At 48.1% G+C, this 26928-nt stretch carries 27 protein-coding genes and 1 pseudogene; 20 read left to right on the top strand and 8 right to left on the bottom strand.

The annotated features are described in order from the left end of the window. The first annotated feature begins 192 nt into the window (after positions 1–192). The 17 genes from U5R06_15605 to U5R06_15525 all read left to right on the top strand — a co-directional run bounded on the left by U5R06_15605 (position 193) and on the right by U5R06_15525 (position 17079). Positions 193–930, top strand: coding sequence for an ATP-binding cassette domain-containing protein (locus U5R06_15605; GenBank protein ID MDZ7724185.1), 738 nt, complete (start codon positions 193–195; stop codon positions 928–930). Next, positions 927–2915 carry an ABC transporter permease subunit/CPBP intramembrane protease gene (locus U5R06_15600; protein MDZ7724184.1) on the top strand — a complete coding sequence of 663 codons (1989 nt, stop codon included), beginning with the start codon at positions 927–929 and terminating at the stop codon, positions 2913–2915. Before U5R06_15605 ends, U5R06_15600 begins: the two co-directional genes overlap by 4 nt. A gap of 242 nt (positions 2916–3157) precedes the next feature. Then, positions 3158–5461, top strand: a complete 2304-nt coding sequence (locus U5R06_15595; protein MDZ7724183.1) for a glycoside hydrolase family 9 protein — start codon at positions 3158–3160, stop codon at positions 5459–5461. Positions 5462–5821: 360 nt separating this feature from the next. Next, positions 5822–6703, top strand: a complete 882-nt coding sequence (locus tag U5R06_15590; protein MDZ7724182.1) for a DUF6588 family protein — start codon at positions 5822–5824, stop codon at positions 6701–6703. 15 nt (positions 6704–6718) lie between these two features. Continuing rightward, positions 6719–7327, top strand: a complete 609-nt coding sequence (locus U5R06_15585) for a hypothetical protein (GenBank protein MDZ7724181.1) — start codon at positions 6719–6721, stop codon at positions 7325–7327. A 62-nt stretch (positions 7328–7389) separates the two neighbouring features. Continuing rightward, positions 7390–8451, top strand: a complete 1062-nt coding sequence (gene corA, locus U5R06_15580) for a magnesium/cobalt transporter CorA (protein ID MDZ7724180.1) — start codon at positions 7390–7392, stop codon at positions 8449–8451. A gap of 73 nt (positions 8452–8524) precedes the next feature. After that, entirely contained in the window at positions 8525–9106 is a 582-nt protein-coding gene (locus tag U5R06_15575) for a thioredoxin family protein (protein MDZ7724179.1), read from the top strand. Positions 9107–9121: 15 nt separating this feature from the next. Then, positions 9122–9406: a co-chaperone GroES gene (locus U5R06_15570; protein MDZ7724178.1), complete on the top strand. Its 285-nt coding sequence runs from the start codon at positions 9122–9124 to the stop codon at positions 9404–9406. Between the two features lie 336 nt (positions 9407–9742). Next, complete coding sequence (trpE, locus tag U5R06_15565; GenBank protein MDZ7724177.1) at positions 9743–11218, top strand: anthranilate synthase component I; 1476 nt, start codon at positions 9743–9745, stop codon at positions 11216–11218. Further along, positions 11215–11784 carry an aminodeoxychorismate/anthranilate synthase component II gene (locus U5R06_15560; GenBank protein ID MDZ7724176.1) on the top strand — a complete coding sequence of 190 codons (570 nt, stop codon included), beginning with the start codon at positions 11215–11217 and terminating at the stop codon, positions 11782–11784. Before trpE ends, U5R06_15560 begins: the two co-directional genes overlap by 4 nt. A gap of 21 nt (positions 11785–11805) precedes the next feature. Beyond that, positions 11806–12804, top strand: a complete 999-nt coding sequence (trpD, locus tag U5R06_15555) for an anthranilate phosphoribosyltransferase (protein ID MDZ7724175.1) — start codon at positions 11806–11808, stop codon at positions 12802–12804. A gap of 3 nt (positions 12805–12807) precedes the next feature. After that, entirely contained in the window at positions 12808–13587 is a 780-nt protein-coding gene (trpC, locus tag U5R06_15550; protein ID MDZ7724174.1) for an indole-3-glycerol phosphate synthase TrpC, read from the top strand. Continuing rightward, complete coding sequence (locus tag U5R06_15545; protein ID MDZ7724173.1) at positions 13584–14189, top strand: phosphoribosylanthranilate isomerase; 606 nt, start codon at positions 13584–13586, stop codon at positions 14187–14189. Before trpC ends, U5R06_15545 begins: the two co-directional genes overlap by 4 nt. Before the next feature lie 21 nt (positions 14190–14210). Further along, positions 14211–15389: a tryptophan synthase subunit beta gene (gene trpB / locus U5R06_15540; protein MDZ7724172.1), complete on the top strand. Its 1179-nt coding sequence runs from the start codon at positions 14211–14213 to the stop codon at positions 15387–15389. Further along, positions 15382–16170: a tryptophan synthase subunit alpha gene (gene trpA / locus U5R06_15535; GenBank protein ID MDZ7724171.1), complete on the top strand. Its 789-nt coding sequence runs from the start codon at positions 15382–15384 to the stop codon at positions 16168–16170. The genes trpB and trpA overlap by 8 nt, the downstream gene beginning before the upstream one ends. Positions 16171–16360: 190 nt before the next feature. Then, complete coding sequence (locus U5R06_15530; GenBank protein ID MDZ7724170.1) at positions 16361–16750, top strand: hypothetical protein; 390 nt, start codon at positions 16361–16363, stop codon at positions 16748–16750. Next, on the top strand, positions 16717–17079 hold the full coding sequence (locus U5R06_15525) for an OmpA family protein (GenBank protein MDZ7724169.1): 363 nt from the start codon (positions 16717–16719) through the stop codon (positions 17077–17079). The genes U5R06_15530 and U5R06_15525 overlap by 34 nt, the downstream gene beginning before the upstream one ends. Positions 17080–17272: 193 nt before the next feature. Here U5R06_15525 and U5R06_15520 read toward each other — a convergent pair whose 3' ends face one another. Then, entirely contained in the window at positions 17273–18712 is a 1440-nt protein-coding gene (locus tag U5R06_15520) for an SDR family oxidoreductase (GenBank protein ID MDZ7724168.1), read from the bottom strand. A 204-nt stretch (positions 18713–18916) separates the two neighbouring features. Here U5R06_15520 and tdh point away from each other — a divergent pair, with 204 nt between their 5' ends. The 3 genes and pseudogenes from tdh (at position 18917) to U5R06_15505 (ending at position 21453) form a co-directional block, all read left to right on the top strand. Then, entirely contained in the window at positions 18917–19936 is a 1020-nt protein-coding gene (tdh, locus tag U5R06_15515) for an L-threonine 3-dehydrogenase (protein ID MDZ7724167.1), read from the top strand. A gap of 35 nt (positions 19937–19971) precedes the next feature. Then, positions 19972–21155 (top strand): annotated as a pseudogene (kbl, locus tag U5R06_15510) (glycine C-acetyltransferase). Then, positions 21142–21453, top strand: coding sequence for a Smr/MutS family protein (locus U5R06_15505; GenBank protein MDZ7724166.1), 312 nt, complete (start codon positions 21142–21144; stop codon positions 21451–21453). The pseudogene kbl and the gene U5R06_15505 overlap by 14 nt, the downstream one beginning before the upstream one ends. Before the next feature lie 41 nt (positions 21454–21494). Here the strand turns inward: U5R06_15505 and U5R06_15500 are convergent, their stop codons facing one another. From U5R06_15500 to U5R06_15470, 7 genes are all read right to left on the bottom strand, one after another. Further along, a complete protein-coding gene (locus U5R06_15500) occupies positions 21495–23642 on the bottom strand; it encodes a CARDB domain-containing protein (GenBank protein ID MDZ7724165.1) in 2148 nt (715 codons plus the stop codon). Further along, positions 23635–24627: a tRNA (adenosine(37)-N6)-threonylcarbamoyltransferase complex transferase subunit TsaD gene (gene tsaD / locus U5R06_15495; GenBank protein MDZ7724164.1), complete on the bottom strand. Its 993-nt coding sequence runs from the start codon at positions 24625–24627 to the stop codon at positions 23635–23637. The genes U5R06_15500 and tsaD overlap by 8 nt, the downstream gene beginning before the upstream one ends. Positions 24628–24631: 4 nt before the next feature. Next, on the bottom strand, positions 24632–24823 hold the full coding sequence (locus U5R06_15490; protein ID MDZ7724163.1) for a hypothetical protein: 192 nt from the start codon (positions 24821–24823) through the stop codon (positions 24632–24634). A gap of 12 nt (positions 24824–24835) precedes the next feature. Then, the gene (locus U5R06_15485; GenBank protein ID MDZ7724162.1) at positions 24836–25609 is read right to left on the bottom strand and encodes a hypothetical protein; all 774 of its coding nucleotides are present in this window, start codon (positions 25607–25609) and stop codon (positions 24836–24838) included. Positions 25610–25744: 135 nt separating this feature from the next. After that, complete coding sequence (gene rplI / locus U5R06_15480; GenBank protein MDZ7724161.1) at positions 25745–26188, bottom strand: 50S ribosomal protein L9; 444 nt, start codon at positions 26186–26188, stop codon at positions 25745–25747. Between the two features lie 19 nt (positions 26189–26207). Next, on the bottom strand, positions 26208–26429 hold the full coding sequence (rpsR, locus tag U5R06_15475; GenBank protein ID MDZ7724160.1) for a 30S ribosomal protein S18: 222 nt from the start codon (positions 26427–26429) through the stop codon (positions 26208–26210). 16 nt (positions 26430–26445) lie between these two features. Continuing rightward, positions 26446–26880 (bottom strand): single-stranded DNA-binding protein, encoded by a 435-nt coding sequence (locus U5R06_15470; protein ID MDZ7724159.1) that lies wholly within the window; start codon positions 26878–26880, stop codon positions 26446–26448. Positions 26881–26928: the final 48 nt, after the last annotated feature.

Here is a 26928-nt window from a genome sequence, read left to right as displayed (position 1 = left end):
AGGAAATTATGATCCAAAACAATCATGTGATTTTAGCCAGGGTATGCTTTTACGGGTGATTGCAATTCTTTTGCATCGATATGCGGCCTCTGATTTTATTGATAGTTTTTGTTACGGCCTTGGCTTGGTGATGAGTGAGTTTTAAATTGTTAGACAATGAAAACATATCGTCTTGACTAGAGGAAATGCGCAATGATTGAAACACAGGCAATCTGTAAAACCTTTTATGGACAAAAGCATAGGGATATCCATGCGGTCCGAGAGACCACTCTTACTGTGCGAGAGGGTGAGATTTTCGGTCTTTTGGGGCCGAACGGCGCCGGCAAAACAACGCTGTTGCGAATGTTGTCCACGGTGCTTACACCGACCAGCGGAACAGCCCGCATTAACGGGATCAGCCTGCAAGCGAGTCAGGAGGGGATAAAAAAATCAATCGGTTTTTTATCCGGGAACACCAGGCTTTACGGCCGATTAACGCCGCGTGAACTGTTGTCCTATTTCGGGGCGCTTTATGAAATGTCCGCAGAGCAGATCAAAACACGAGCCGAAGAAATCTTTGACATGCTTGATATGCACGAGTTTGCCGATCAGCGTGTTGAGAAACTTTCGACCGGTCAGACTCAGAAAACGTCCATTGCCCGAACCATTTTGCATGATCCGCCTGTTTATATCCTGGACGAACCCACCCTGGGACTGGATATCCTGACAGGGCGGACCATTATTAAATTTATCCGCGAGTCGGCGGCCAGGGGAAAAACCGTGCTGTTTTCCACACACTATATGGAAGAGGCGGAAATGCTGTGCGATCGTATTGCTTTGATGCACCAGGGCAATATTCTGGACGTGGATACCCTTGAAAACCTGAAAAAACGCAAAAAGGCGCCGCATCTGGCCGATGTGTTTCTGGCCTATATCGAGGAGGCGGCATGAACTGGAAAAACATAGCGATTGTATACCGCAAAGAAATTATCGATACGCTGCGCGACAAGCGCACCGTGATGATGATGATCATGGTGCCGATTCTGCTTTATCCGCTGCTGTTTATGATGATGGGGCAGCTGATGACCATCGGCACTCAAAATCTTGAATCTCAAAAAAGCAGGATTGCCCTGAATGATTCTCTGCCGGAGGCGCTAACGGACAGTATCCGGGCGGCCGAGGATTTTACGATTGTAGATACAGAAAATCCTTTGAGCGACTTGAAAGCTGAATTGTTGCACGGGTTTTTAACGCGTGAATACAGCGGAGACACCCTGCAATTTGTGGTGTATTATGATGCTGCAATTGACAAATCGCGTCTCTGCGAAGATCGATTGTCCGCAGCGCTTCAGCAGTATCAAAGGCAGGAACAGGAACGACTGCTCAGGCTCGAATCCATTGATCTTTCGGTGCTGGAACCGTTTCAGATCGAGCGGGAAAATATTGCAACCCCCAGCCGTATGGGCGGTATGCTGCTGGGCAGTATTATACCATTGCTTCTGATTGTTACCATGATGCTCGGCGCCATGTATCCTGCCATCGATTTGACGGCAGGGGAAAAGGAGCGCGGCACATTGGAAACCATTCTCACCATCCCGGTGCAGCGGATCGATCTGGTGCTGGGCAAATTTTTGACCGTCACCACGATTGCTTTGATCACCGGTCTTTTGAATCTTGCTTCCATGATGCTGGTCTATACCTCGGGTATGGTGCAGATGGGTGAACTGAATCAGCATATGGAATTCGGGATCACCGGCTATGGATTGGCCTGGCTGTTTTTTTCGCTGATACCCTTTGCACTGTTCATCAGCGCTGCAATCCTTTCAGTCTGCTTGTTTGCGCGTTCCTTCAAAGAAGCGCAAAATTATGCCACCCCGGTATATCTGTTATTGATGTTTCCCTCGTTTATCAGTATGATGCCGGGAATTGAATTGAACCGCACACTGGCCATGGTACCGGTGGCCAATCTCAGCCTGCTGTTTCGCGAGATTTTTCTGGGCAATTATCCTGTTGATCTGATTTTCCTTACTTTTATTGCCAATGCCTTTGTGGCCATGCTTTTTATTGTCATTGTGGTCAAATTGTTTCACGCTGAAAGTGTATTGTTTGGCGGCAACCAGCCGTTTCAGCTTTCACTGAATCGATCACAAATCAGACCGGCCGACCGGTTTCAGCCCAGCAGCGCGCTGATGCTTTTTGCCCTGGTGATGCTGCTGCTGTTTTACATCGGCTCCTATGTACAGCTGAAATCGATTATTTCCGGTATCCTCATCACAGAATGGTTGTTGATTGCATTGCCGGTTCTGGTGTTTATCTGGTTTTTCAAAGTCGACTGGAAACAAACCCTGCATCTTGAAAAAGTGAACGGAGTGGCGTTGCTGGGGACCGTTTTGACCGGTGTCGGCGCCCTGGGATTGATGATCTGGGTGTCCAGACTGCAGATGGAGTTTTTCCCGGAATACGAAGAGCTGGCCAAATCACTGGAAGATATTCTGAATGTGTCAACCACATCATTGAATCCTCTTTTGGGCGTTCTGGTTTTCGCAGTGAGTCCGGCCATCTGTGAAGAAATGCTGTTTCGCGGAGTGCTGCTTTCTTCACTGAAAAAACACATGCCGGGATGGATGGTGATTGTGACAGTCGGTTTTCTGTTCGGACTCTTTCATATTAATCTTTACCGCATTGTCCCGACCGCCCTGCTGGGTATCCTGTTTACGTACATTGTCTTTCGAACGCGTTCCATCTGGCCGGCTGTTCTGGCGCATTTGATTAATAATGGGATCGTGTTTCTGTTGATCAATTCGCCGCAGGCTGTGGAGCGGTTTCCCTGGCTTGCCGGCAATTCCTGGCCTACATTGACTGCAACTCTGGTGATGATGGCTCTCATGGCTGCGGGTGTTGGTTTGATTGAATGGAGCAGCCGAAAACTGCAGTAACAAAATCTTTTTTGTAATTGCTACCGGTCAATGCGATTTTTATTACCAAATCGGCGATTGACCGGTTTTTTTCCGTTCCATGAGTGCAGAACAGTTGATCCATTATTCCCGCCTTGCCGGAATTATGCTCCCGTAAAATATGTTGTGGCTGCGGCATAATTTTTGTACTTTTATATTTACACTCTGCCGCACAATTGTATAAATGCCCCAACAGAGATGCGCTGAACTTGCAAGGAACCTGAATGCGTCGTTTTATTCATCATATTCTTTTTTATGCCGTGCTTGTTTTGACTATAGGGCTGCCCGGGCTGATACAGGAGCTGTTTGCCTTTGACCGCGCCGGTGTGCGTGGCTTGCAAATCCGTTCGCAAACGATTGTTACCGTATGGCTGGGATACCGGTCCACAAATGATATGGATATCCTCAAGCAAACCGCCCGCTATACGTTCAGCAGCAGAAATGATGCGGCCTATCAGCGTGGCGTGCACCCCGTACGTGTTGCCCGTTTTGCCAAGGGCTCATATTCTTCAGGCTGGGATGGGGAGGATTCCATGGATAATTTCATGCATTGTTATCTGCCCTATCCCTTGCAGCCCGGTAAAAGCTATACCGTATCGCTCGCGAGCGGTCTGGTGCCGGTTGAGTTTGAGACTGAATTTACCTTTCGCTACGACCAAACCCCCAATCCCGGTTATAAACTCAACCAGGTCGGGTACTCGGAACGCGTCGGAACGAAATTAGTTTATTTTTCATCTTATCTGGGTGACGGAGTCCCGGTTGATGTTTCTGAAATAGAACAATTTGAGGTGCGCCGGGCCGCCGATCATCAGACGGTGATGACCGGTTCCGTGCAATGGGTTTCGGATCATGATGCCCAGGGCGGTGATACTTTATACAAACTAAATATTTCCGAACTGCAGGCTAAAGGGGCTTTTTACATCTGGATGGACGGAATCGGCCGTTCCTATACATTTTTAAACAATGCCAACGCGGCACAGGAAATATACGGCACGATTGCAAAGGGTCTGTACTTTCAACGCTGTGGCGCTTTTTTATCGCAGGAATACGCCGGTGTGTGGGCTCGTCCTGCCGCTCATGATGAGATCTATGTGACTGAAAAGAATATTGTCCATCCCTGGCTCAAAGGACATGGCGACGGTGTCATCGATCCGCATAATCCCAATGCCGGTGACTGGTATGTGCCCGATGGGCCGCGGCCGTTTCACGGCGGACATTATGACGCCGGTGATTTTGATCTGCGTCTGACCCATGTTGGAGTCGGTGAGCGTCTGATGAGTTTGTACGAAGCCTGTCCGGAACGCTTTTATGACGGACAAATTAGCATTCCGGAAAATGAAAATGGTATACCGGATATACTGGATCAGGCGGCCTGGAGTCTCAAGCAATGGGAATACTGTCAGGACTATGCACAACAGGTGCGGGGATTAAATGGCGGGGTGGCGCCGGGCATGGAATCCTATACCTTTGCACCGGTAGTTCCCGGCACCGGCGATCAGGATCCACTGCCGTACTGGATGCGCAAAGTCACGCCTTATTCATCCTTTGCAGCAGCCGGACTGTTTGCCCAGGCGTCGCGCGTTTTTCTGCATTTTGACACACAACGGGCCAACCGCTATCTGCAACGCGCGCGCGATGCGTATTATTACGCCGTGCATCATTCTCACGAACGCTGGGACCCGGTTTTGCCCTGGATCGACGGAGAAGAAGCTTATACCGCAGCGCTGCTCTCCGATGCGTGGTGCTGGGCTGCCGGACAGCTTTTTGCCACCACCGGCGCGAATTCGTATTGGCAGGATTTTGAGGCCAATTACGACGGCAATTCGGGTTATGTGTTCTGGAATTTTGATCGCTGGATTGTGCATTGGCCGGTCATATTTTCTGAGCGCAGCGGCGATTATACCGTGCAGACCTATTTGCGTGAACGCTTGATTCAGCGTGCGGATGAGATCGTGAAGGAGATTGAAGAAAACGCCCGGAATGGATACCGGGCAGCTTGTCCCAATGAGGGAACCTTTGGAAGCGCATCGCCGCTGCATTCCGGTAATATCGGGCCGGTCATTCGCGCTTATTTGCTGACAAAAGAACGTAAATATCTGAATGCTGTTGCCGGATGTATTGATTTTGTTCTGGGCATGAATCCCTCTGAAATGAGCTGGATGACCGGAGCAGGAAGCGTCTATCCTGTGGATCCCCTGAACATCAATTGTAAATATGACAATGTTCAGGACCCGTATCCGGTATTGTCATTTACGGCCCCACCAGCAACTGGGATGATCCGCATAATTTGCTCTATCCGGACAAGGCCGGGATGGGGTTTTACCGGCGAATTGCTGATATTTATTCATTTGTGGAAGGGTGCGAGTATGTTGTGGACCAGCAGATTGCCGGGATGTATATGGCGGCCGGTCTGCTGCTGCCCGAGTACGATCAAAACAGTGATTCCGGCAAAGATGAGCCGGAGATTATCGTTTATCAGCCGTTTCCCAATCCATTCAATGACCAGCTTTATATACCGCTTTCTTTGACACGAGAACAAACCGTTACTATCGATATATATAATTTGCTGGGGCAAAACATTGTTCGTTTGCTCAACAAGCGTCTGCCTGCCGGACAGCATACCATGATCTGGGACGCCGGGGCACATTCAAATGATGTTGTGGCCAATGGGATGTACATTTGCCAAATTACAACCTCTGAACTCAAATACACCCGAAAAATTATTTATTTGCGCTGATCGAGTTATGCAAGCATGCTTTCAACAGCAATGGGTTAAAATATCAGACGTGATGAAATTGACAATAAAATGTAATTTTTGTAAATGACTGAAATGGATTGCCGTTTATAACTGTTAATAAAGTACGTTAACTATGTGGAGAAAATGCTTTATGAAAAGAACATTGTTTTTATGTCTCCTGAGCTTGCTGCTGATCAAGCCTGCTTTCGCTCAAATTGAAGAGAGTCTGCAGGATTATAGCGAGGCCAATGCGCGTGGTTATATCCAGCCGTTTGTTGATGGTACAGCCACGTCCATGAATCGGGGATGGTATCAGACGGCCAAAGTGCCGGCTTTTGGAATTCGGGTGCGTGTGGGATTGATCACCATGTTGGCTCCGGTGGTGGATGCGGACAAGACCTTTATGGCCGAGACTCGATCGCCGTTTTATCCGCAGCAATCAGTCGAAACCTCGACTGTTGTGGGGCCGCCTGACGCCACTTATGTCAGCGGATACGCCGGCACCCAGTACAGTTTTCCCGGCGGGTACGATCTCGAATCCACGGGATTTGTAGTGCCGCAGTTGACTCTGGGTACTGTGCTCGGTACTGAAGCGTCGGTGCGATACATTTCACTGGATTTTGAGGATTCCTATATTGAGAATCTGACGGTGACCGGGTTTGGCGTGCGTCACAGTCTCAGCCAGTATCTGTTGCTTTCACCAGTGGATGTTTCTGTAGGCGGGTTCTGGCAGACTCTGTCTATCAATAAAGATTTGCTCGAATTTTCTACGTTTCATGCCGGACTTCAAGCTGGACGACAATTCGGTATGCTGGAGCTGTATGCCGGGGTCGGATATGATCAGAGCTCTGTTGATATAAAGTATGTCAGTAATCCGGAAACAGATGAAAGTATTTCATTTTCCATGGACGGCGAATCCGGCATGCAATACACTGTGGGGCTGGGATTCGATTTCAAGGTGATGCATTTGAGTGCCGATCTGTCATTCGGAATGCGTCCGATTTATACCGCCGGCTTGTTTGTCGGTTTATAAAAACAGGAGGATTTTATGCAGCAGTTAAAACGTAAGCAATGGACAAGATTGTTGCCTCTTTTAGGTCTTGCTTTTTTTGTCATGATCGGTGCGCTGTGTCCCACCGATACGGCCAGTACCCTGAGTATTGTGGTCAAACATCCTGTTGAATTTTCGGTCAACAGTTCAAACGATTCGTTTGATCAGATGTTGGGTTTTGATCTGGCCGAGGCTCTTCAGGATATTATCGCATCAAATTCCCGTCTTTCAACCGCTAACATCGAAAACGTGGGGGTAAGTGGTGTCACGTTCGAGGTGTTGAACGACAACAGCGCCGAAGGAACAACGGTTTCCGGGGAAATGCAAATCGGAGCGGATGCGGCCTCTTTAACCACATTGTTGTCAATGTCGAATTTTGATCTCGATGCCAATGAAGGTGTGGAACAGACCCCGGTTCCTGCCGAGGCCGGTATGCAAGTGCTGGTGAATATCATCAATTCGCTGTTCGATGCGCAGGGGAATTTGAAGCAAAGCAATGTCCCTGTTGCGGTCAGTCTGCAGGGTCTTGCGCAACCCGCTCCGCCGCCTGATCTCGATTTTGATGTCAAGGTTTGGCTGCACTTGTCGGTCAGCGCTCAACAATAGTCATTTTTGTGTCCTCTGAATCCGTTCAGAGGACACATTCACGCCAAATTCAAAAGATTATCATGCTTTTACGAAAGCGTTCTCTCAAAAAGACCGGTATGCCTCCGGGTTCCATGGTATATGTGGGCGAAGCGGTCAGTACGCCGGTGTCTGTGCAGGTGTTAACCTATGATAAAACCTCTCTTGATATTCAGAATCTAAAACCGGACAAAATCGAATTTGAATCGGCCGAAAGCACAGATCTGAATCAATGGGTAAGAGTAAAGGGGGTCCATGATGAAAAGGTCATCCGGGAAATCGGCGGACGCTACTCTCTCGATGCTTTGATCATGGAGGATATATTAAACACCACGCAGCGCCCCAGGATTGAATCCCGGGAAGATTACACGTTTTTTACACTTAAAGTTCTGACCCTTACCTCGGAATCCGGGATCATAGAGGAACAATACAGTTTTGTACTGTTTCCGCAGACATTGATTACGTTTGAACAGGGCGACGGAGTCTGGCTTGAACCTCTGCTGAAACGGCTGAATGCACCGTCAACACGGCTGCGACGGTACGGCGTGGATTATTTGTTGTATGCACTCTTTGATTTGGTTGTTGATTATTATATGGAGTGTATCGAGTTTTTTGAGAACAAGGTTGAATATTTGGAAGAAGTGGTCATCCGGCAGCCTGAAAACGAACATGTAGAACAAATACTTGACCTGAAGCAGCAATCCTTACGGCTCAGACAGACCATTCGTCCCGTCCGCGAGAATCTGTCCCAGATGCTGCGGAATGGTACTGCCGGAATCAAGGATGATATGGTCTATTATTACAATGATTTGAATGATCATCTTCTGCATGTGATTGACCGGCTCGAAGTACAGCGTGAATTGAGCATCGGGCTCATGGATACATACATGTCGGCTGTCAGCCAGAAAATGAACGAGGTCATGAAGGTTTTAACTGTAATTGCAACTTTGTTCATACCACTGAGTTTTTTTGCCGGGGTCTATGGAATGAACTTTGAATATATGCCGGAGCTCAGCTGGCGTTATTCTTATCCGGTGTTTTTGGGTGTTGTGATGCTGATATTTATCGGATTGGTGGTTTTCTTTAAAAAGAAGCGCTGGATATGATTTTTTTCTGCATCTTTTTCCTGTTTTTTCATCTAATGAATAAAAAGCTGGACTGAAATTGGATGGAGTGTCTATGATTGTGCAGATTGAAAACAAACAGGAACTGGATCGTCTTGTCAACGATCAGGATGTTGTTCTTTTGATGTTTTATACACCGGCATCGGAGACCAGCTTGCAGGCAAAATCCCGCGTGGTAGAGGCCTCTGCTGGATTTGAGGAGGTGCCTGTGGCTCTGGTGGATGCCTCCGCCGTGAGAACCCTTCATTCCGCTTATGGCGTGAACAGTGTGCCCACTGTTCTCGTTCTAAAAAATGCCAAACCGGTCAAGACCGTGCAGGGATTGCAGAGTCAACAGCATTATGAACTGTTGTTCTATGACTCGCCGCAGGCATTCGGCTCGGAATCCGATGAACGTCAGCACCATGTTGTGGTTTACAGCACTCCCACCTGCAGCTGGTGCACTCGGCTAAAACAGCATTTGCGGCAAAACCGCGTTCGCTTTCAGGATGTGGATGTATCCCGGGATCAGCAGGCGGCGCAGCAACTCATGGAACGCACCGGTCAAACCGGTGTGCCGCAGACCGAAATTGACGGACAATGGATCGTTGGATTTGATCAGCAGAGAATAGATAACTTGCTGGGATTGACCCGATAAAAAGGAGGAAATAAGATGAGAAAGATTCAACCTGTAAATGGCTATGTGTTGATTCGGTTCGAGGAATCCGGAGAACAGCAAACGGACAGCGGTATCATTATTCCGGATACGGCTAAAGAAAAACCCAATGAGGGCCTGGTCGAGAATATTGCCGCAGACGCTTCTGAACAGATAGCCGTGGGAGATAAAGTGATTTACAAACCGTTTTCCGGCACAAATATAACCTTTGAGAACAATGAATATATCCTGGTGCCGGTCGGTGATATTCTGGCCAAATATGCCGATGTAGATTCTATTTGAATTTTTAAACCAGTCAAAAAGCAGAACATCATTTGATGATTGAAAATTGAAAAAAAAACTTGCTTTTTATATGAATAGATGCTATATTTACATTCAATTTTAACAAACAGGATTGAAATGAATTTGGTATTAAACATAAACAATGCAAATTTCTGGTGGTGGTGGACCTTTATAACGAGGTGCGCCACAGGCAAATAGTTTAATATCAACATAAAAATATCAACGCCGTGGATGCACCGCATTCACGGCGTTTTCTCTTCAGGGCGCTGTGAACCCCAAAACTCACAGCGCCCTTTTTTTTGATACGAACAGATGCTATGGTAAACAGGAGACTCTATGATAAAAACATCTCTGGCTGAATTTGATCAGATGTCGAAACAAAATCCGCTGGTTCCGGTTGCGGCTGAAATATTAGGTGATCTGGATACGCCGGTGACTATGTTTCTGAAATGTACGCAGGGAGCATTCCGTTTTTTGCTTGAAAGCGTGGAAAGCGCCACTCAGCGCGGTCGTTATTCCATCATCGGGGATACACCATTTATCATTTTCAAAAGCAAAGGTCGGCATGTAACGGTTGAAAACAAAGTGGATAACAGCCGGTTTACGGTTGAAAGCAATCCGCTGGACGTGCTGAAAAGTCTTTTGAAAAAATACGCTATTGAACCGAGACAGGATATACCTTTTTATGCCAATGGGTTTTTCGGGTACCTGGGGTATGACACGGTTCGCTATATTGAAAAATTGCCGGATATGGCGCAGGATGATATCAATTTACCCGATATTCACATGTTTATCCCGCAAAAGATTATTGTATTTGACAATGTGCTGCATAAAATAAATATCCTGCTGTTTGTCCGTCCCGATGGTCAGGTTGTCGAAAGCTATGAAAAAACAGTCAACCGTATCGAGAACATTGTCAAAACCCTGCGCGAGTCATCACAGCCGGAACATGCGGATACATCGTCATCTGCCGAATTTGATGTCAATGCCTGTTTGTCGCAATCTGAATATGAAGGCATGGTCATGCGGGCCAAGCAGCACATCAAACGCGGTGATAATTTTCAGATTGTATTGTCCCAGCGTCTTGAAGTTAAAACCGGGATTCCGGCCTTTCAAATTTACCGCGCTTTGCGCGTGGTCAATCCATCACCTTATATGTTTTATATGGATATGGATGGAGCCCAGGTCCTGGGCGCGTCCCCGGAAACCCTGGTCAAATTGAAGGACAATACCGTGTATTTAAAACCAATAGCAGGCACACGCAAACGCGGACGTGATGCAGAACAGGATCAGGAGCTTGTGGATGATCTTTTGGCGGATCCCAAAGAACGTGCCGAACATACCATGCTGGTGGATCTGGGACGCAATGATGTCGGACGAATCGCCCGATATGGTACGGTCAAAGTGGACGAGTACATGGGAATTGAGAAATACTCGCATGTGATTCATCTGGTTTCCACGGTAACTGGTAAGCTAGCCCGCTATATGGATGCCGTGGATGTGTTCCGGGCGTGTTTTCCGGCCGGCACACTGACCGGCGCGCCCAAGGTCAAGGCTATGGAAATCATTGAGCGACTGGAACCCACTCGCCGCAGTATTTACGGCGGCGCTGTCGGGTATATGACATTTAACGGTGAAATGGATGTTTGTATCGCGATTCGCACCATTTATATCAAGGGACAAACCGCTTATTTACAGGCGGGCGCCGGCATTGTGGCGGATTCTGTTCCGGAAAAAGAATATCAGGAATGTTATAACAAAGCCAATGCACTGTTAAAGGCAATCGAGTACGCCGGAGGAGGTCTGGTATGATAGTCATGATCGATAATTATGATTCATTTACTTATAATCTGGTGCAATATGTGGGGTCTCTGAGAGCCGAGATCATTGTGCGGCGCAACGATGAAACCACATTAAAAGAAATTGAAATGATGCAGCCCGAGCGGATTATTATATCTCCGGGGCCGGGTTATCCGGATGAGTCCGGTATTTCCCTGCAAGTGATTGATCATTTCAAAGACAAATGTCCTATTCTGGGGGTTTGTCTGGGGCATCAGGCGGTGGGGCAGGTGTTCGGCGGCGAAATCGTGCCGGCCCTGGAACTGGTGCACGGCAAGGACAGCCCGGTGCATCACGACGGCAAGACGATTTTTCATCACGTGGATAATCCGCTGCAGGCAGGGCGCTATCATTCTCTCATGATCGATCCGCTGAATCTGCCGGATTGTCTGGAAATATCAGCACAACTCAAAGACGGTATGATTATGGGCGTGCGGCACAAGCAATATCCGGTTGAAGGGGTGCAGTTTCACCCGGAATCTATTTTAACTCAATCAGGACTACAAATCATGGAAAATTTTATCGGGGAGACACAATGATGATACGAGAAACGTTGGAATATGTCAGTCAGGGACTGGAATCTCAGTCAGGTTCATGCTGAAAGAGTCATGAACGCCATCATGCAAGGCGAATGGACGCCTTCACAAATCGCGGGTTTGCTCATGGGTCTAAAGATCAAGGGAGAATCCGTCAGTGAAGTCACCGGTTTTGTGCAGGCCATGCGGAAAAAGGCTTTGAAGCTAGATATAGCCGGCCGCACGGTGGATACCTGCGGCACCGGCGGCGACGGGCATCATACGTTTAATATCTCCACCGCAGCCGCTTTTGTGGCGGCAGCGGCCGGGGTGCCGATTGCCAAACATGGAAACCGTTCGGTATCCAGCAAATGCGGCAGCGCGGATGTGCTGCAGGAATTGGGTGTGAAAATCGATATGACGCCTGTCGATGCCCAAACCTGCCTCAAGGAACTGGGCATGGCATTTCTGTTTGCGCCGGTCTATCATGCTTCCATGAAGCATGCGGTTACCCCGCGTCGTGAACTGGGCGTGCGTACCGTGTTCAATATGCTCGGTCCCATGTCCAATCCGGCCATGGCCCGACGCCAGGTGGTGGGAACATTCAATCGAGATGCCGCGGACAAGATCGCCCGGGTGCTGCAGAATACCGGCAGCGAACATGTGATGGTGGTTCACAGCGCCGACGGTATGGATGAAATCGCTATCAGCGCTGAAACCTATGTCAATGAATACAAAAACGGTAGATTAGAGTCGTATACCATAACGCCGGAGCAATTCGGGATTGAACGCGCTCCCCTAAAAACGATCAAGGGCGGCACGGCTGTCGATAATGCCCGTATTATGCAGTCCATTTTCAAGGGTGAAAACAGTCCGTTTGCCGATATTACCATCCTGAACGCCGGCGCCGCGGTTTATGTCGCCGGACAGGTATCATCGTTTTCTAAAGGTGTGGAGCAGGCGCGGGACGTGATTAAATCCGGGCGTGCCCGGGATATGCTCGACAGGATGATCGAATATTCTCACTCTATCTCAAAGAATTAGCCCATGACTATGATTTTAGACAAGATTATCGCGCAGACCTGTGAGCATGTCGCCGGATGTAAGCGACGAATTTCAGAGTCAAAGCTGCGGGAATTTGCGGAAAATGCACCGGAGCATGCTTCATTTCGGGATGCCCTGAATCGACCTGAACTGTCTGTTATTGCTGAAATCAAAAAGGCGTCACCCAGCAAAGGAGTGATCAAAAAAGATTTTGATCCCGTAAACATGGCACAGATCTACGAACGAGGTGGTGCGTCTGCTGTTTCCGTTCTTACAGATGAACCGTTTTTCCAGGGTCATATCACCTATCTTGATGCAGTCGCTGAACATGTCGAACTGCCCTTGTTGCGCAAAGATTTTATCATCGATCCCTATCAAATTTATCAAGCCAAATGCCATCGGGCCGCCGCTGTGTTGCTGTTGGTGTGTGTGCTGGAGGATACAAAACTCAAAGACTTTTTACAGCTCATACAGGAATTAGGGATGCATGCTCTTGTTGAAGTGCATGACAAACACGAATTAAAACGCGCATTGAACGCAGGCGCGGATATTGTCGGTGTAAATAATCGTGATCTCAAGACATTTCAAGTGGATTTGAAGATTAGCTTTGCATTATCCCGGCTCATGCCGGATTCCGTCATTCGAGTGAGCGAAAGCGGCATCCAGAAACGCGAGGATGTGGTCATGCTCGAAAAGGCCGGATTTCATGCCTGTCTTATTGGTGAATCTCTGATGCGGAAATCGCATCCAGCCGCTCACTTGCGACGGTTGAGGGGCGTATGATCTGGAAAGTCTGCGGTATGACCCGGCGTAAAGATATAAATTGTGCGGTTGAATGCGGAGTGGAGTGGCTGGGATTTATTTTCGCCCCCAGTCCGAGACAGGTGAATCCGGAACAGGTGCGTGAACTGACACGTGATTTGAGCGGTGTGGAAACAGTCGGTGTGTTTATGAATCAGGCCGTCGAATCCGTCCGTAAAGTTCGTGATGCCTGCCGACTCGATCGGGTGCAGCTGCATGGCGATGAATCCCCGGAATACTGTCGGGAACTCGGCGGCTCGATCATCAAGGCGTTTCGGGTCCGGGATGCACGGTCATTGAATGATTTGTGGCGCTATTCGGATTCTGTGATGCTGCTCCTCGACGCCTGGGAACCACAGCGCGCCGGCGGCACCGGAAAACGCATCAGCCTGGATATTCTTGATCAGGTTGCGGATTATTCGCGTGTGATTTTGGCCGGAGGTGTTGGACCGGACAACGCGCTCACGTTAATTGAGCGGTACCACCCGTTTGGACTGGATATGAATTCAGCGCTGGAAATGTCACCGGGGATCAAGGATCATTATGCCCTAAAACAGGCGGCGCAACTTTTGGACAGGATTTAATTGAATATTATGAGGAAAAATATGCGTCAAAAAGGATATTACGGATCGTTTGGCGGACAGTATGTCCCTGAACTTTTGATGCCGGCTCTGAGCGAACTGGAGCAGGGCTATCATGACATTGCCTGTACGGATGATTTTCAAAATGAATTGTTCGACCTGTACAATCATTACAGCGGCCGCCCGACACCTGTTTATAAGGCGAGACGGCTGAGCGAACAGACCGGCGGAGCACAGCTGTTGCTCAAACGCGAGGATCTGAATCATACCGGCTCGCATAAACTCAACAATTGCCTGGGTCAGGCGCTGCTGACGAAAAAAATGAAAAAGCCCAAAGTGATTGCCGAAACCGGAGCCGGTCAGCATGGTGTGGCAACCGCGACGGTGGCTGCTCTGATGGGACTTGATTGCACTATCTATATGGGAGAGGAAGACATGCGTCGTCAGGAGCTGAATGTGTTTCGCATGCGGCTGCTGGGCGCTCGTGTTGAACCCGTGACCAGCGGCTCCCGCACGCTCAAAGATGCCACGACCGAAGCCATGCGCGCCTGGATTACCTCGGTAGCAGATACTCAGTATATCCTGGGATCGGTTGTCGGACCGCATCCGTTTCCTTTGATGGTGCGCGATTTTCAGTCCGTGATCGGCAGAGAGGCGCGCGAGCAGATTAAAGAATTCGGCATTGATCAGCCTGATGTCATCGTAGCCTGTGTGGGCGGCGGCAGCAATGCTATGGGGATTTTTCACCCCTTCCGGGACACGGATGTGCGGTTAATCGGGGTGGAAGCTGGTGGATACGGTACGCAACCCGGTGAAAATGCCGCTTCCATCCAATATGGACGCGACGGTGTGTTTCACGGCAAACGCAGTCTATTTATACAGGATCAATTGGGTCAGATTGTTCCCGCCCATTCTGTGGCAGCCGGACTGGACTATCCGGGAGTGGGACCCGAACATGCCTATTATGCCGAAAGCAAGCGCGCCGAATATGTGACGGTCACAGATGACCAAGCCATTGAAGCCTTTCGATTGTTGTCCTGTACGGAAGGCATTATCCCGGCGCTTGAAAGTTCGCATGCGGTGGCCTATGCGCTCAAGCTGGCTCCGAAAATGAGTCAAGAACAATCCATATTGATCAATCTGTCCGGTCGCGGCGACAAGGACACCAAAACCCTGCAAAAACAGGAGGCGGAATATGAATAGACTGGATAAACAGTTTCAGACCCTGAAAGGCAATGACAAAGCCGGTGTCTTTTTCATTACCGCCGGGGATCCGGATATACAAACCACGCTGAACATTATGAGCGCTATGGCGGATAGCGGCGCTGATGTCATCGAACTGGGTATGCCCTTTTCCGATCCGATGGCGGAAGGACCGGTCATTCAACGTTCCTCGGCTCGTGCGCTCATCAATAAAATAACTTTGATGGATATTTTCAAGCTGGTGGAGCGCTTTCGACAGAATTACGATACGCCGGTCGTGATGATGGGGTATTGCAATCCGGTGTTTCAATACGGTATCGAACCATTTGTCCGTGATGCTAAATCGCATGGTGTGGATGGCTTTATTATTGCGGATCTGCCGTTTGAAGAAGGCGAAACCATGGAAACAGTTTGCCGTCGGTATGGCCTGGCCTTGATTTATCTTTTGGCTCCTGACTTTACGGAACGGTCGCAGGAAATTTTAAAGGCCTCCAGTGGATTTGTCTATGTGATTTCCCAGTACAGCACAACCGGGGCCGAATCAGCCGATCATGTTGCAGCGGGGACTCTGACTGCTCTGAGGGCATCAACGGAGTTGCCGGTTTGTGTGGGGTTTGGTATTTCCTCAATTGAAACAGCCAAAGATTTCAGCAAACACGCTGATGGTGTGATCATCGGTTCGTGGCTGATTCGAGAAATGGAAAAAGCATCTGATAAACCCGAAACTGCAGGGAACCTGGTGCGTTGCGTGAAATCGGCGATTTGTATGAATGGTAAATAGAGATGGGTGCAGGCAGCCGGACGGGAATGAGGGGAGGCCCCTCCGGCTGTTATTTCAATTCATAAAAAGAATATGTTGTCTTTTACTTTTCGCGTGCATTCATATTTCGCATCGGAATATAAGATAGATTTTGAATGTTAACCGGGCAGTTAAAGGGGCGGTTTCAAACTATACTTTTGGGAGGCGGATCATGAAAAGCTACAAGATAGTGGTTCTGGTATTTGTGTTGTGTTTCTCGACTCGAGCCTTTTCTCAAACCTGGGATCAAGCCAAAGGGGTGGGGCTATCCATTGCTGCGCTAAAACCGTACGGTGGCGCTGTGGATCAGGCCTCACTTGCATTTCCTGCGGGTCTCAATCTTTCTTATGCACCCTCGCCTTTTGTCATGTTGGGTCTTGATGTCAATTATGGGAGTTTCAAGCCGGTGGTTGACGGGTCAAATTGGCAACCGGATAAAGATGCACCTTATCGTACTTTTCTTGTGCCTGTGAATTTAACACTCAAGGTAACTACCAGGATGAGGACGGTTGTCCGGATGAAAAACCCATGCCTCAATTGGAGGAAAAAGGCTCGCAACTGATTTTGCAAGGTGTAAATTTCAAGAGCGGCAGTTCTTCGTTGACAGAAGAATCCTATACTGTGCTCGATAAAGTGGCGGCCGGCTTGATCGACCATACCGATGTTACAATAGAAATTCGCGGTTTCACGGACAGTGTCGGTCCCGCCGCTGTGAATGAAAGATTATCGCTCCAGCGGGCAAACAGTGTCAAACAGTATCTGATTGACAAGGGTGTCGAGGAAGACCGGCTAAAGGCAGTCGGATACGGGGAGAAATTACCCATAGCCCCCAATGATACAGCGGAAGGACGCGCCAAGAACCGGCGAATCGAGTTTTTCCGTACCCATTAGACAAGTAGAACTTTTAAAAGTTCAAGCCGCGCGGTGTATTGCTGTGCGGCTTTTTTATAAATGTCTGCAACCCCCCAACGCCAAACGCACCGATCACGCCAACCTCACAGCCTATGATATAGCATTCCTGCAGGGCCATACCGAAATCATGCAATTGCTTAAAGCATATCAAGAAAAAAGTGAATAAAAAGTGCTATTCCTGCTCCGCCGCCCTCGCAATCTCCCGCAACATGCCCCGAAACACCAGAGCGTGCAGCGGATACACGCTGTACCAGTACAACAGTCCGCCCAGTCCGATCGGATCAAAGATAGCGGTTTGCTGAATGAGCGTTTTTTCATCTTTAGATGTGACATTAAACTCTAACCAGGCGCGTCCCGGAAGTTTCATCTCGGCGCGCAGCAGCAAACGCCGTTCAGATACAGCCTCAACCCGCCACCAGTCCACGGTATCGCCCACGCGCAGTTTTTCCGGATGCCGGCGTCCGCGGCGCACGCCCACTCCGCCGACGAGCAGATCCAGAAATCCGCGCAATTTCCACAGCCAGGTGGCGTAATACCAGCCGGTGCGGCCGCCGATCCGCCGGATGGGAGCAAACGCTTTGTCTGCTGTTGTATTGATATCCCTGCTGCGCATATCGATCAAGCGGTTGCCGAATCGAATTCCGCCCCAGACCGGCAGAGAACCGGACGAGGACAGGGCATCCGACCAACGGGTGGCAGCAAGGTCCTGCTCTTCGTTTTTCAGTGCCAGCGACATGGCCTTTTGCATGCCCATCGGCTCGATATCAAACCAGGAATCTGCTGTATGATCCGTAATCACAGTGGGGTTGTTCAGGCTGTCCACCAGCTTGCGGCCGATACGCGCATAAACCGGCGTCACCAGTCCCAGCCAAAGACTGGATAGATGCGGGGTGATCACCGGCACCGGTATCTTGTAGCGTTTTAATCCGCGCTGCTGTGCATATTCCCACATCAAATCCCCATACGACACCTGATCCGCGCCGCCGATTTCAAAGATTCCGCTGCATGCCGGTGGCAGATACAGGGCCTGTATCAGATATTCCAAAAGATCAGAAATCGCAATTGGCTGAGTTTTGACATGCACCCAGCGCGGTGTAATCATCAGGGGGAGCCGTTCCGTGAGTGAGCGTATCATTTCAAAAGAAAGACTGCCGGAACCGATTACAATGGACGTGCGCAGCTCAACGACGGGAACATACCCGGAAAGCACTTGTCCGACGTGCTGTCGGGATCGCAGGTGAGGCGACAAGTTTTGCTCATCTTTTCCCAGACCGCCCAGATAAATAATCCGCCGAACTCCTGCAGATTGCGCTGCTTGTCCGAAATTTTCCGCTGCCTGCGCATCCAGGCGTTCAAAATCTTTTTTGGCGCCCATGGAATGCACCAGATAATACGCTGTATCTACTCCGCTGAGCGCCTGCAGCAATGATTCCGGTTCCAGGACATCGCCTTTTATAACGTGTGCATTGGGGTGGCGGGACAGTAGATTTTCCGGCTGGCGCGCCAGGCAGGATAGCTTGATTTTACGGCGCTGCAGCTGTTGCAGCAGTCTGCCGCCGATATAACCGGTTGCGCCGGTTAATAAAACATGCTGAGGAGATGGTGATGCCATTTTATAACCTTTGATTGATGCAATAAAAGATGAATGCTGCCCGTACTTGTATTAAACTGCTTAAAAATTTAAAAATTCCTTTGTATTTATTTGTTAAACTTGTATGTTAAAATCAGTGTTGAAAAGTGAGTTTATTTTTTCTTGCAATCCTATGGATAATTGATTATCCCTATAAAAGAATAGTTATTCATAAAGGGCTAAACGATGAAAGCACTCGTAAAAGACGAAAGAAACCCCGGTTTGCGCATGAAGCAGGTTCCGCGTCCTGTCATTGGCAGTGGGGATATACTTGTAAAAATTCTAAAAACAGCGATATGCGGTACGGATGTTCATATTTATAAATGGGATGACTGGGCGCAGCGCACCATTGAAACGCCCCGGGTCATTGGTCATGAATTCGTCGGAGAAATCGTAGAGCTGGGTGAAGATGTCAAGGGATATCATCGTGGTGAACGGATTTCCGGAGAAGGGCACATTGTTTGCGGTGTCTGCCGGAGCTGCCGCGCCGGACGCCGGCACCTGTGTACGAACGCTATTGGTATCGGTGTGAATCGGGACGGCTGTTTTGCCGAATATTTATCTTGTCCGGCGACCAATGCCTGGCATGTCCATGACAGCATACCGTCTGAAATTGCAGCCTTTTTTGATCCCTATGGAAATGCAACGCACGCGACATTATCATTTGATTTGGTCGGAGAAGATGTTTTGATTACCGGCGCCGGCCCCATCGGCATCATGAGCACGGCAATCGCCCGGCACGTCGGGGCCCGGAATATTGTGATCACGGATGTGAATGATTATCGCCTGGAACTGGCCAGACGCATGGGGGCCACACGCGCAATCAATGTGAATCAAACCAGTATTGAAGCCTGCCGGGATGAATTGGGCATGTATGGGTTTGATATCGGTCTGGAAATGTCCGGCAATGGCAGTGCCTTTGAATCCATGCTGGAGAATATGTATCATGGCGGACGTATCGCGCTGCTGGGACTGCTTTCTGAAAATGCAAAAATCGACTGGGAGCAGGTTATATTCAAAGGCCTGCAGATCAAAGGCATCTATGGCCGCGAGATATTCGAAACCTGGTATAAAATGCAGACCATGCTGCAAAGCGGATTGGATATTTCTCCGGTCCTGACGCATCGGTTTCCATTTGATGAATTTGAACAGGGATTTGAGGTCATGCTGTCCGGTCAATCCGGTAAGGTGGTTCTGGAATTTTAAAACAGGAATTGAATGTTTAACTGCTGGAGGTAAACATGTACGGTTCAGTTAAAACCCGAATAAAGGAGCAATTGGACGAAATCCGGGAGTCCGGATTGTACAAAGCCGAGCGCGTTATCAATAGTCCGCAGGGCGCTGAAATCCTTGTAAAAAGCAAAGTGATCAATTTCTGCGCCAACAACTATCTGGGACTGGCCAGCCATCCTGATGTCATTGATGCAGCACGAAAAACACTGGAGCAGCGGGGATTCGGAATGTCTTCCGTTCGCTTTATCTGCGGCACCCTCGATATTCATAAAAAATTAGAATCCCGAATGTCCGACTTTTTGGCGATGGAAGATACCATTTTATATGCCGCTTGTTTTGATGCCAATGGCGGTGTGTTTGAACCTTTTGTTTCCAAAGAATCGGCCATATTGACGGATGCGTTGAATCACGCATCAATTATCGACGGTATCCGTCTTACCAAAGCTCAGCGCTTTATATATAAACATTCCGATATGAACGATCTGGAAGATAAACTGAAACAAGCCGCGGATTGCGATATCCGGCTGATCGCTACAGATGGTGTTTTCTCTATGGACGGTGATATCGCCAATCTTCCCGGCATATGTGACCTTGCTGAAAAATATGATGCCATTGTTCTGGTGGATGACAGTCACGCAACCGGATTTATGGGCGCTACCGGCCGGGGAACGCATGAGTATCATGATGTGATGAACCGGATTGATTTAATTACAACCACATTCGGAAAAGCGCTGGGAGGGGCTTCCGGCGGCTGTGTGTCCGGGCACAAAGAAATGATAGAACTCTTGCGGCAAAAAAGCAGACCGTATCTGTTTTCAAATACGCTGCCGCCCGTGGTGGTTGGAGCCACTCTGAAAGTTCTGGACATGCTTTCCGATACCACAGAGTTGAGAGACCGGCTGGAAGCCAGTACCGCGTATTTCAGGAAAACGTTAACTGAAATGGGTTTTGATATCAAACCCGGCTCTCATCCAATAGTGCCCATTATGCTCTATGATGAAAAACTCGCTCACGACATGGCGGATCGGCTTTTGCAGGAGGGCATTTATGTGATTGGATTCAGTTATCCGGTTGTACCCAAAGGAAAGGCGCGTATACGCGTTCAGGTGTCTGCCGCACATACGGATGAGCACCTAAAAAAGCGCTTCAGGCCTTTGGCAAAATAGGCAGAGATTTGAATGTCATCAAATGATGACAGCAATTTACCCGATTATGTTTATATCAGAGATGTTCTCGATCTGCACGGAACACCCTATGGCGTGATTCCAGAGTTGCTGGACGATTTTATCGGGAATGCAATTGAACTCGGATATTCCAGGGTTCGAATTATTCACGGGAAAGGCAGGAGCCGGTTAAAACATTATACACATCAGCAATTGGATCGTCACAAAAAAGTATACAGATATTATGATGCTCCTCCGGCCCTCGGAGGCTGGGGGGCTACCATTGCTGAATTAATAGAGGCGTCCGGGGAGGGGGAAAATCATTGATTATTACGCTCATTCAGAGAGAGCTGCAAAACGTGTTGTCTTTAGAGCATTCCGTTTCGTTTCCGAATCAGCCATTCCAAAGCCAGTAAACCAATAGCAGCAAACAATAGATAGCGGTCGTTCCAGAGTTGATATTTGCGCATTTTTTCTTTTTCAAGCATTGCCGGTTTTGAAATCTGTAGTAATTTTTGCAATGAATCCGGTGGGACGGTGATACCGCCGCTGCGTCGGCTGCATGCTTTCAATATATCCGGCTGTGCCTGCAGGTTTGCCAGTTCGGCATTGTAATTCCCGACCTGGTAGCGCACTGTGGACTTGCCCAGCAAACGGTCATCGACAAAGGCCTCCACATCGGCTGTGTGTTCTCCCGGATATTGCACGGTGCGGGTGAGGGTATACAGCCCATTTTGATCCGGGACCGCGTTTAATGTATCTGTGGTCTCGGAATGGGTAAAGATCACGCGGACATTTGCGTCCGAGACCGGACGGGATGCCTGGTCCTTGACTCTGATATCAAAATTAACCGGTTCTCCAAATTGATAGGTCTTTTTATCAGTATGCACCTGAACAGCACGATCTGATTGCGGTGTTTCCAGCCATTTTAAGAGATTAAGTAACAAATGCCTTAGAGGTTTTCTAGTGTCTCCCAAACCTTGCAGCAGAAAATCCCATCGCCAGAGATCATGCGCGCAGAGTATCGCTGATTTTCGCCCGCTCTCTTTGAGAGCAAGGAAAGGAAATGCACCGGAACCGGTGCTACCGAACGCCGGCACCCGTGCATCGGTTTTGGCGTCCCATTGAAGAGATGAATAAACAGGAGGGAGTTGTTGCCAGAACGTATCATCAACCGGAGGCTGCATTTTGAATAAAGCATGTGCTTCTGCAGATAGTTCGATGCTTAAAGGGTGCTGCTCCTGCCATACCTGTGCTTGCGTTACCGGTAGGGCCTGGGCAAGCGTTTGTGGAAGTGGAGATTTTAAAGATATACCGGATATGAACAAGACCGGGATCGGTTTGTTCTGCATTAAACGTACGAGACGGTCCAGATGTTCGGAACGCGTTTGAGAGTGCGGAAAATCGTACAAAAACAGCAAATCCGTTTCAGTCAGGTCAAATTCGGAGGGGGTATAAAACGAACCGTTTGGTTTTTCAATAAACAGTGAAAGATCATAGCGTTCAGCTGAATTAATATACCGGCGTATAAAAGACAGATCTGAAGAAACACGGCCGGCCAGTAAGCTGATTTTCACTTTTGATTTAAAGACGGTTGTAAAGCCGGTGTATTGATTGTTTTCGCTGATTTGTTCGTTTTGACGCGGTAAAGCCAAAAGTTCAATTTTAGCTTCACCGGTTTGCTGTGCTTTAAATGTCATGTTATGTTCAACTTCGGAAGAAGCAGAAAGTCGAACCGTCTCGGTCTTTACAATGTCACCATTTATTTTTAGCTGTACAGGAACGGATGTATTGCCATAACCTGTATTCTTTAATCGGATTGTTAGGGATGATGGCTCATTTTGATAGGCTGATGCTGGAATATCTGCATGGGTGATGGCAATGTCAGATTCCGAAATAGAAGAACCGATGGCGATGGTGTGAACGGGAACGCCCAGTGATTGTGCTATTCTTGCCGGATTTCCGCCTGCTGTATAATTGCCGTCAGTCAGGAGAAGTATGCCTGCCAGATGCTCGTCGCTGTGAAATTTTATCATATCCTGCAGCGACTGTGTGATATCGGTCTTGTCCCGGCTCATCTCAAGAGAATCGAGCAAATCCGCAGCTATATGACGGGCGGAACTCGCCCAGGTGAAATAGCTCAGTTTAAACGGCTCAAGGTTTTGAAACACAGTATCGCGGAGAACGCTCTCAACGATTTGTTTGCGGTTTCCCTGTTGATCTGTGATACTCATACTCGCGGACCGGTCGATCCCCACAGCCAGAATCGGCGGAAAAGACTGTTTTTTTGATTGCAGGATTGCGGCCCGGAACAAGACCAGACAAATCAGGATAAGAGCAGCGCTTTTCAGAGTGATGAGCAGGAACTTTGTGGTTTTGGGTACAGGCGGATTTGTCCGTCTGTATATCCAAAAAACAAAAACGATACAGATCAGACCCAGCAGAAAAAATAGCCATCTGTGGTCCGGAATAATGAGGCGCATGTTGGATAAAAACGGCATATCAGGATCAAACATTGTTATTCAGTGACAGATTGGGGCTTACGTCGAGGTCGAGTGAGGACTGAAACCCTTGGGTTAAACGCATGTGTCCGGCCCGGGCAATCATAGCGGCATTGTCGGTGCAGAATTTCTTTTCCGGAAGGATCAGATTGAAATGATGCTCTGCGCCGGCCTTTTTAAATGCTTCCCGAAGAGCGGTATTGTGGATGACACCTCCGGCCAGGATAATATTATCGCATTTGAAACGGTCTTTGGCCCGCAGTGTTTTGTTCACCAGAACATCTATGACGGCTTTTTGAAAGGCCGCTGCGACATCAGCTTTTTGCGAGTCCGGATGTTTGTGCATATGGTACAATACAGCTGTCTTCAAGCCGCTGAAACTGAAATCAAGATTGTCTTCATTCATAAGGGCGCGTGGGAAATTGAATTGGTTTGCGTCGCCCTCGCGGGCTGTTTTTTCAATATGGGGTCCGCCGGGATATCCCAGTTCCAAAATCTTGGCCACTTTATCAAATGCTTCCCCGGCTGCATCATCTATTGTCTGGCCGCAGATTTGATATTGAAATGGTTCTTCCACATAAATAAGTATCGTATGCCCGCCCGAAGCGATCAAAGAGATAAAGGGATACGGCAGATCGTCGGAAACCGCGTTCGCCAAAATATGGCCTTCCAGATGATTGATCCCGATAAAGGGAATATCCAGACTGACGGCCAATCCCTTTGCCGTACAAAGTCCGACGAGAAGAGCGCCTGCCAACCCCGGACCGTGTGTAACCGCGATTGCATCGATTTGGTCGAGTTTAAGATTCGCCTGCGCAAGCGACATTTTGATGATCGGACTCAGCTGTTTCATATGTGCCCGGGACGCAAATTCGGGCACCACGCCGCCGTATTCCTGATGAATGGATTGGGTGGTGGTGATGTTGGATAAAAGTTTATTGTCATTGACAACAGCAGCGCTTGTCTCGTCGCAAGATGTTTCGATGCCTAATACGAGCATATTGTTATTCCGATATTGTTTCATTTGTACGTTCAAGAACGACCTTGAACCGTTCAGGATCAATATTCCGGAAACGAATGTGTTCAATGGGTTCAAGGCTGACAGGATAATCTATAAAAGTTGTATCGTGGGGCGCGGTATAGGTAATGTAGGCGTTGATATCATCGGATTCAAGCGGAAAGACCTGGTCTGACACCACCTTGTACAGTCAATGATAAATGAGACGGCATGACCACAGCGCGTGTTTCAGGGGGATATTTTTCACTGTTACAGGTATATTATAGAGTCTTTTTTCCATTAGTTTCTGAATATCTGCATTTAGAGTTACTCTGTTCTGTAAAAGCTCGATATGATCCTGATCCGGAGTTTCAAGCTCAATTTCGGTTTCAATGGGATATTTGACATCTTTGAACGTGACTGCTCTTGTTCGTATGGAATCCATTCGGGAAAGCATGGATTCCGGACCGACCGCTTTAATCCGGGCCGGTGAAATCTCCGGTGTTCCTACAATCGTATAGCCCCGGACTGGATCAATGATGGCCTGATTTTTTATTGCAAAATTACGAGTGACTTTGGGTTCTATGGAGATGAGTATGGAATCCGGTTGCAGCAACTGTCTGATATTCAGACGTTTGGCTGAGCGTGCCAGAATAATATCGGATGTGTTGGGCTTTATGACCTGGGTCCCAGGCTTCCAGGTGAGATTCAGCTGCAGCCAGGCATCTTTGAACAGCAAAAAGGTGAGCAAGTCCCTGCCTTGTCCCTGAATACGCACTCTGACCCGTTCCGGTAATTCTGAGGTAATGATATATTCATCACTTCCCAGTGAAGATTTTACCGGTATGGTGGTAATGTGTTCATAGGTTCCGCCTATGACAACCAGGAACCAGATAAAAACAGCAGCCAGGGTAGACATGACCTTTGCTTTGTACTGGCTTTTGTCTTTAACATTTTTCTTGAAAAAAGATATCGCGCCAGCCATAGAGGACCCTAATTTAAAGAGTCAGAGAAACGCACCCGTTTTTCTCCGAATTTAAAATGGTGACAGGGTGTAAAACCGTAAAGGGAGGCTGCCGTAAATTGTTACAGCAGATTCCCTTTACGAAAAAGATGATAATTATTCTCGAACGATCCAAACTTTAATCGTTGCTTCCACATCCTGATAAAGTTTGATAGGAACGTTATATACGCCAAGTTCTTTGAGAGGTTCCTCAAGAATTATTTTTTTCCTGTCTATTTCAAACCCCTTTTCGTGCAGCAGGTCTGCAATATTCTGATTGGTAACTGCGCCAAACACCTTGTCTTCTTCGCCAACTTGAACCGTAGCGGTGACGGAAACTGAATTCAGTTTGTCCGCCAGAATTTGGGCTTGCTGTTTTTCTTCTTCAATACGGCGTTCTCTAACTTTACGTTCCTGTTCATAAATCTTTAAATTTGAGCCTGTGGCTGATACAGCGAATCCCTTGGGTATGAGATAATTTCTTGCATAGCCGGGCTTTACATCAATAATTTCACCGGCAGTTCCCAATGTAGAGATATCTTTTTTTAAAATTATTTTCATTTGTCATTCCTACGGTTGTTTATTTTGCGATATCAGAAACATACGGTACAAGTGCGAGTTCACGGGCTATTTTGATTGCCGAAACCAGCTGCCGCTGATGCCGGGCACACGTCCCTGATGTGCGACGGGGAATGATTTTTCCCTGTTCTGTTGTGAAGCGTTGCAGCCGTTTGGGATTTTTGAAATCAATATATTCTATGCCTTCCTCACAAAAACGGCAAATGCGTTTACGTTTCAGCATGTTTGCTCCTTCTTAATTACAGTTTCAGATTTTGATAGCCAAAATCAAAATCAGTCGGCTCTGTTTCTTTGGTCTCTGTTGACTCTGGAGCCGTTTCTGTTTGAGATTCTTTTTTATCCTGGCTAAAGGATGTTTCTGTTTGTGTGGGCTTGCTGTCCAACAGCTGTAAGTGTCTGGCCCGCAACTCTACAATATTTCGGGTGTTGTCGTTATCCGCGTTAAATGAATGGCTTTCCAATTCACCGTCGATTAGTACGGAATCACCTGTTTTCAAGGTTTTCTCACAATAATCTGCAATTTTATTAAAAGCCGTCACTCCAACCTGGCAGGTGCTTTCCCGCCAGATTCCCGAATTATCACGGTACTTTCGGTTTGCGGATAATAAAAATGTCGCAACCTTGTCGCCGGAAGAAGTTTGAATGTCCACATCGTTCTCGACAATTCCGGCGATCAGTACTGTTATTGATATCTGGCATCTTTAAATTACTCATGAATACCA

The organism is candidate division KSB1 bacterium (genome assembly GCA_034521575.1).
Classification (GTDB): domain Bacteria; phylum Zhuqueibacterota; class Zhuqueibacteria; order Residuimicrobiales; family Krinioviventaceae; genus JAXHMJ01.
The sequence above is the reverse complement of the archived record's forward strand: the minus strand, read 5'-3'. Positions and strand labels throughout refer to the sequence as shown.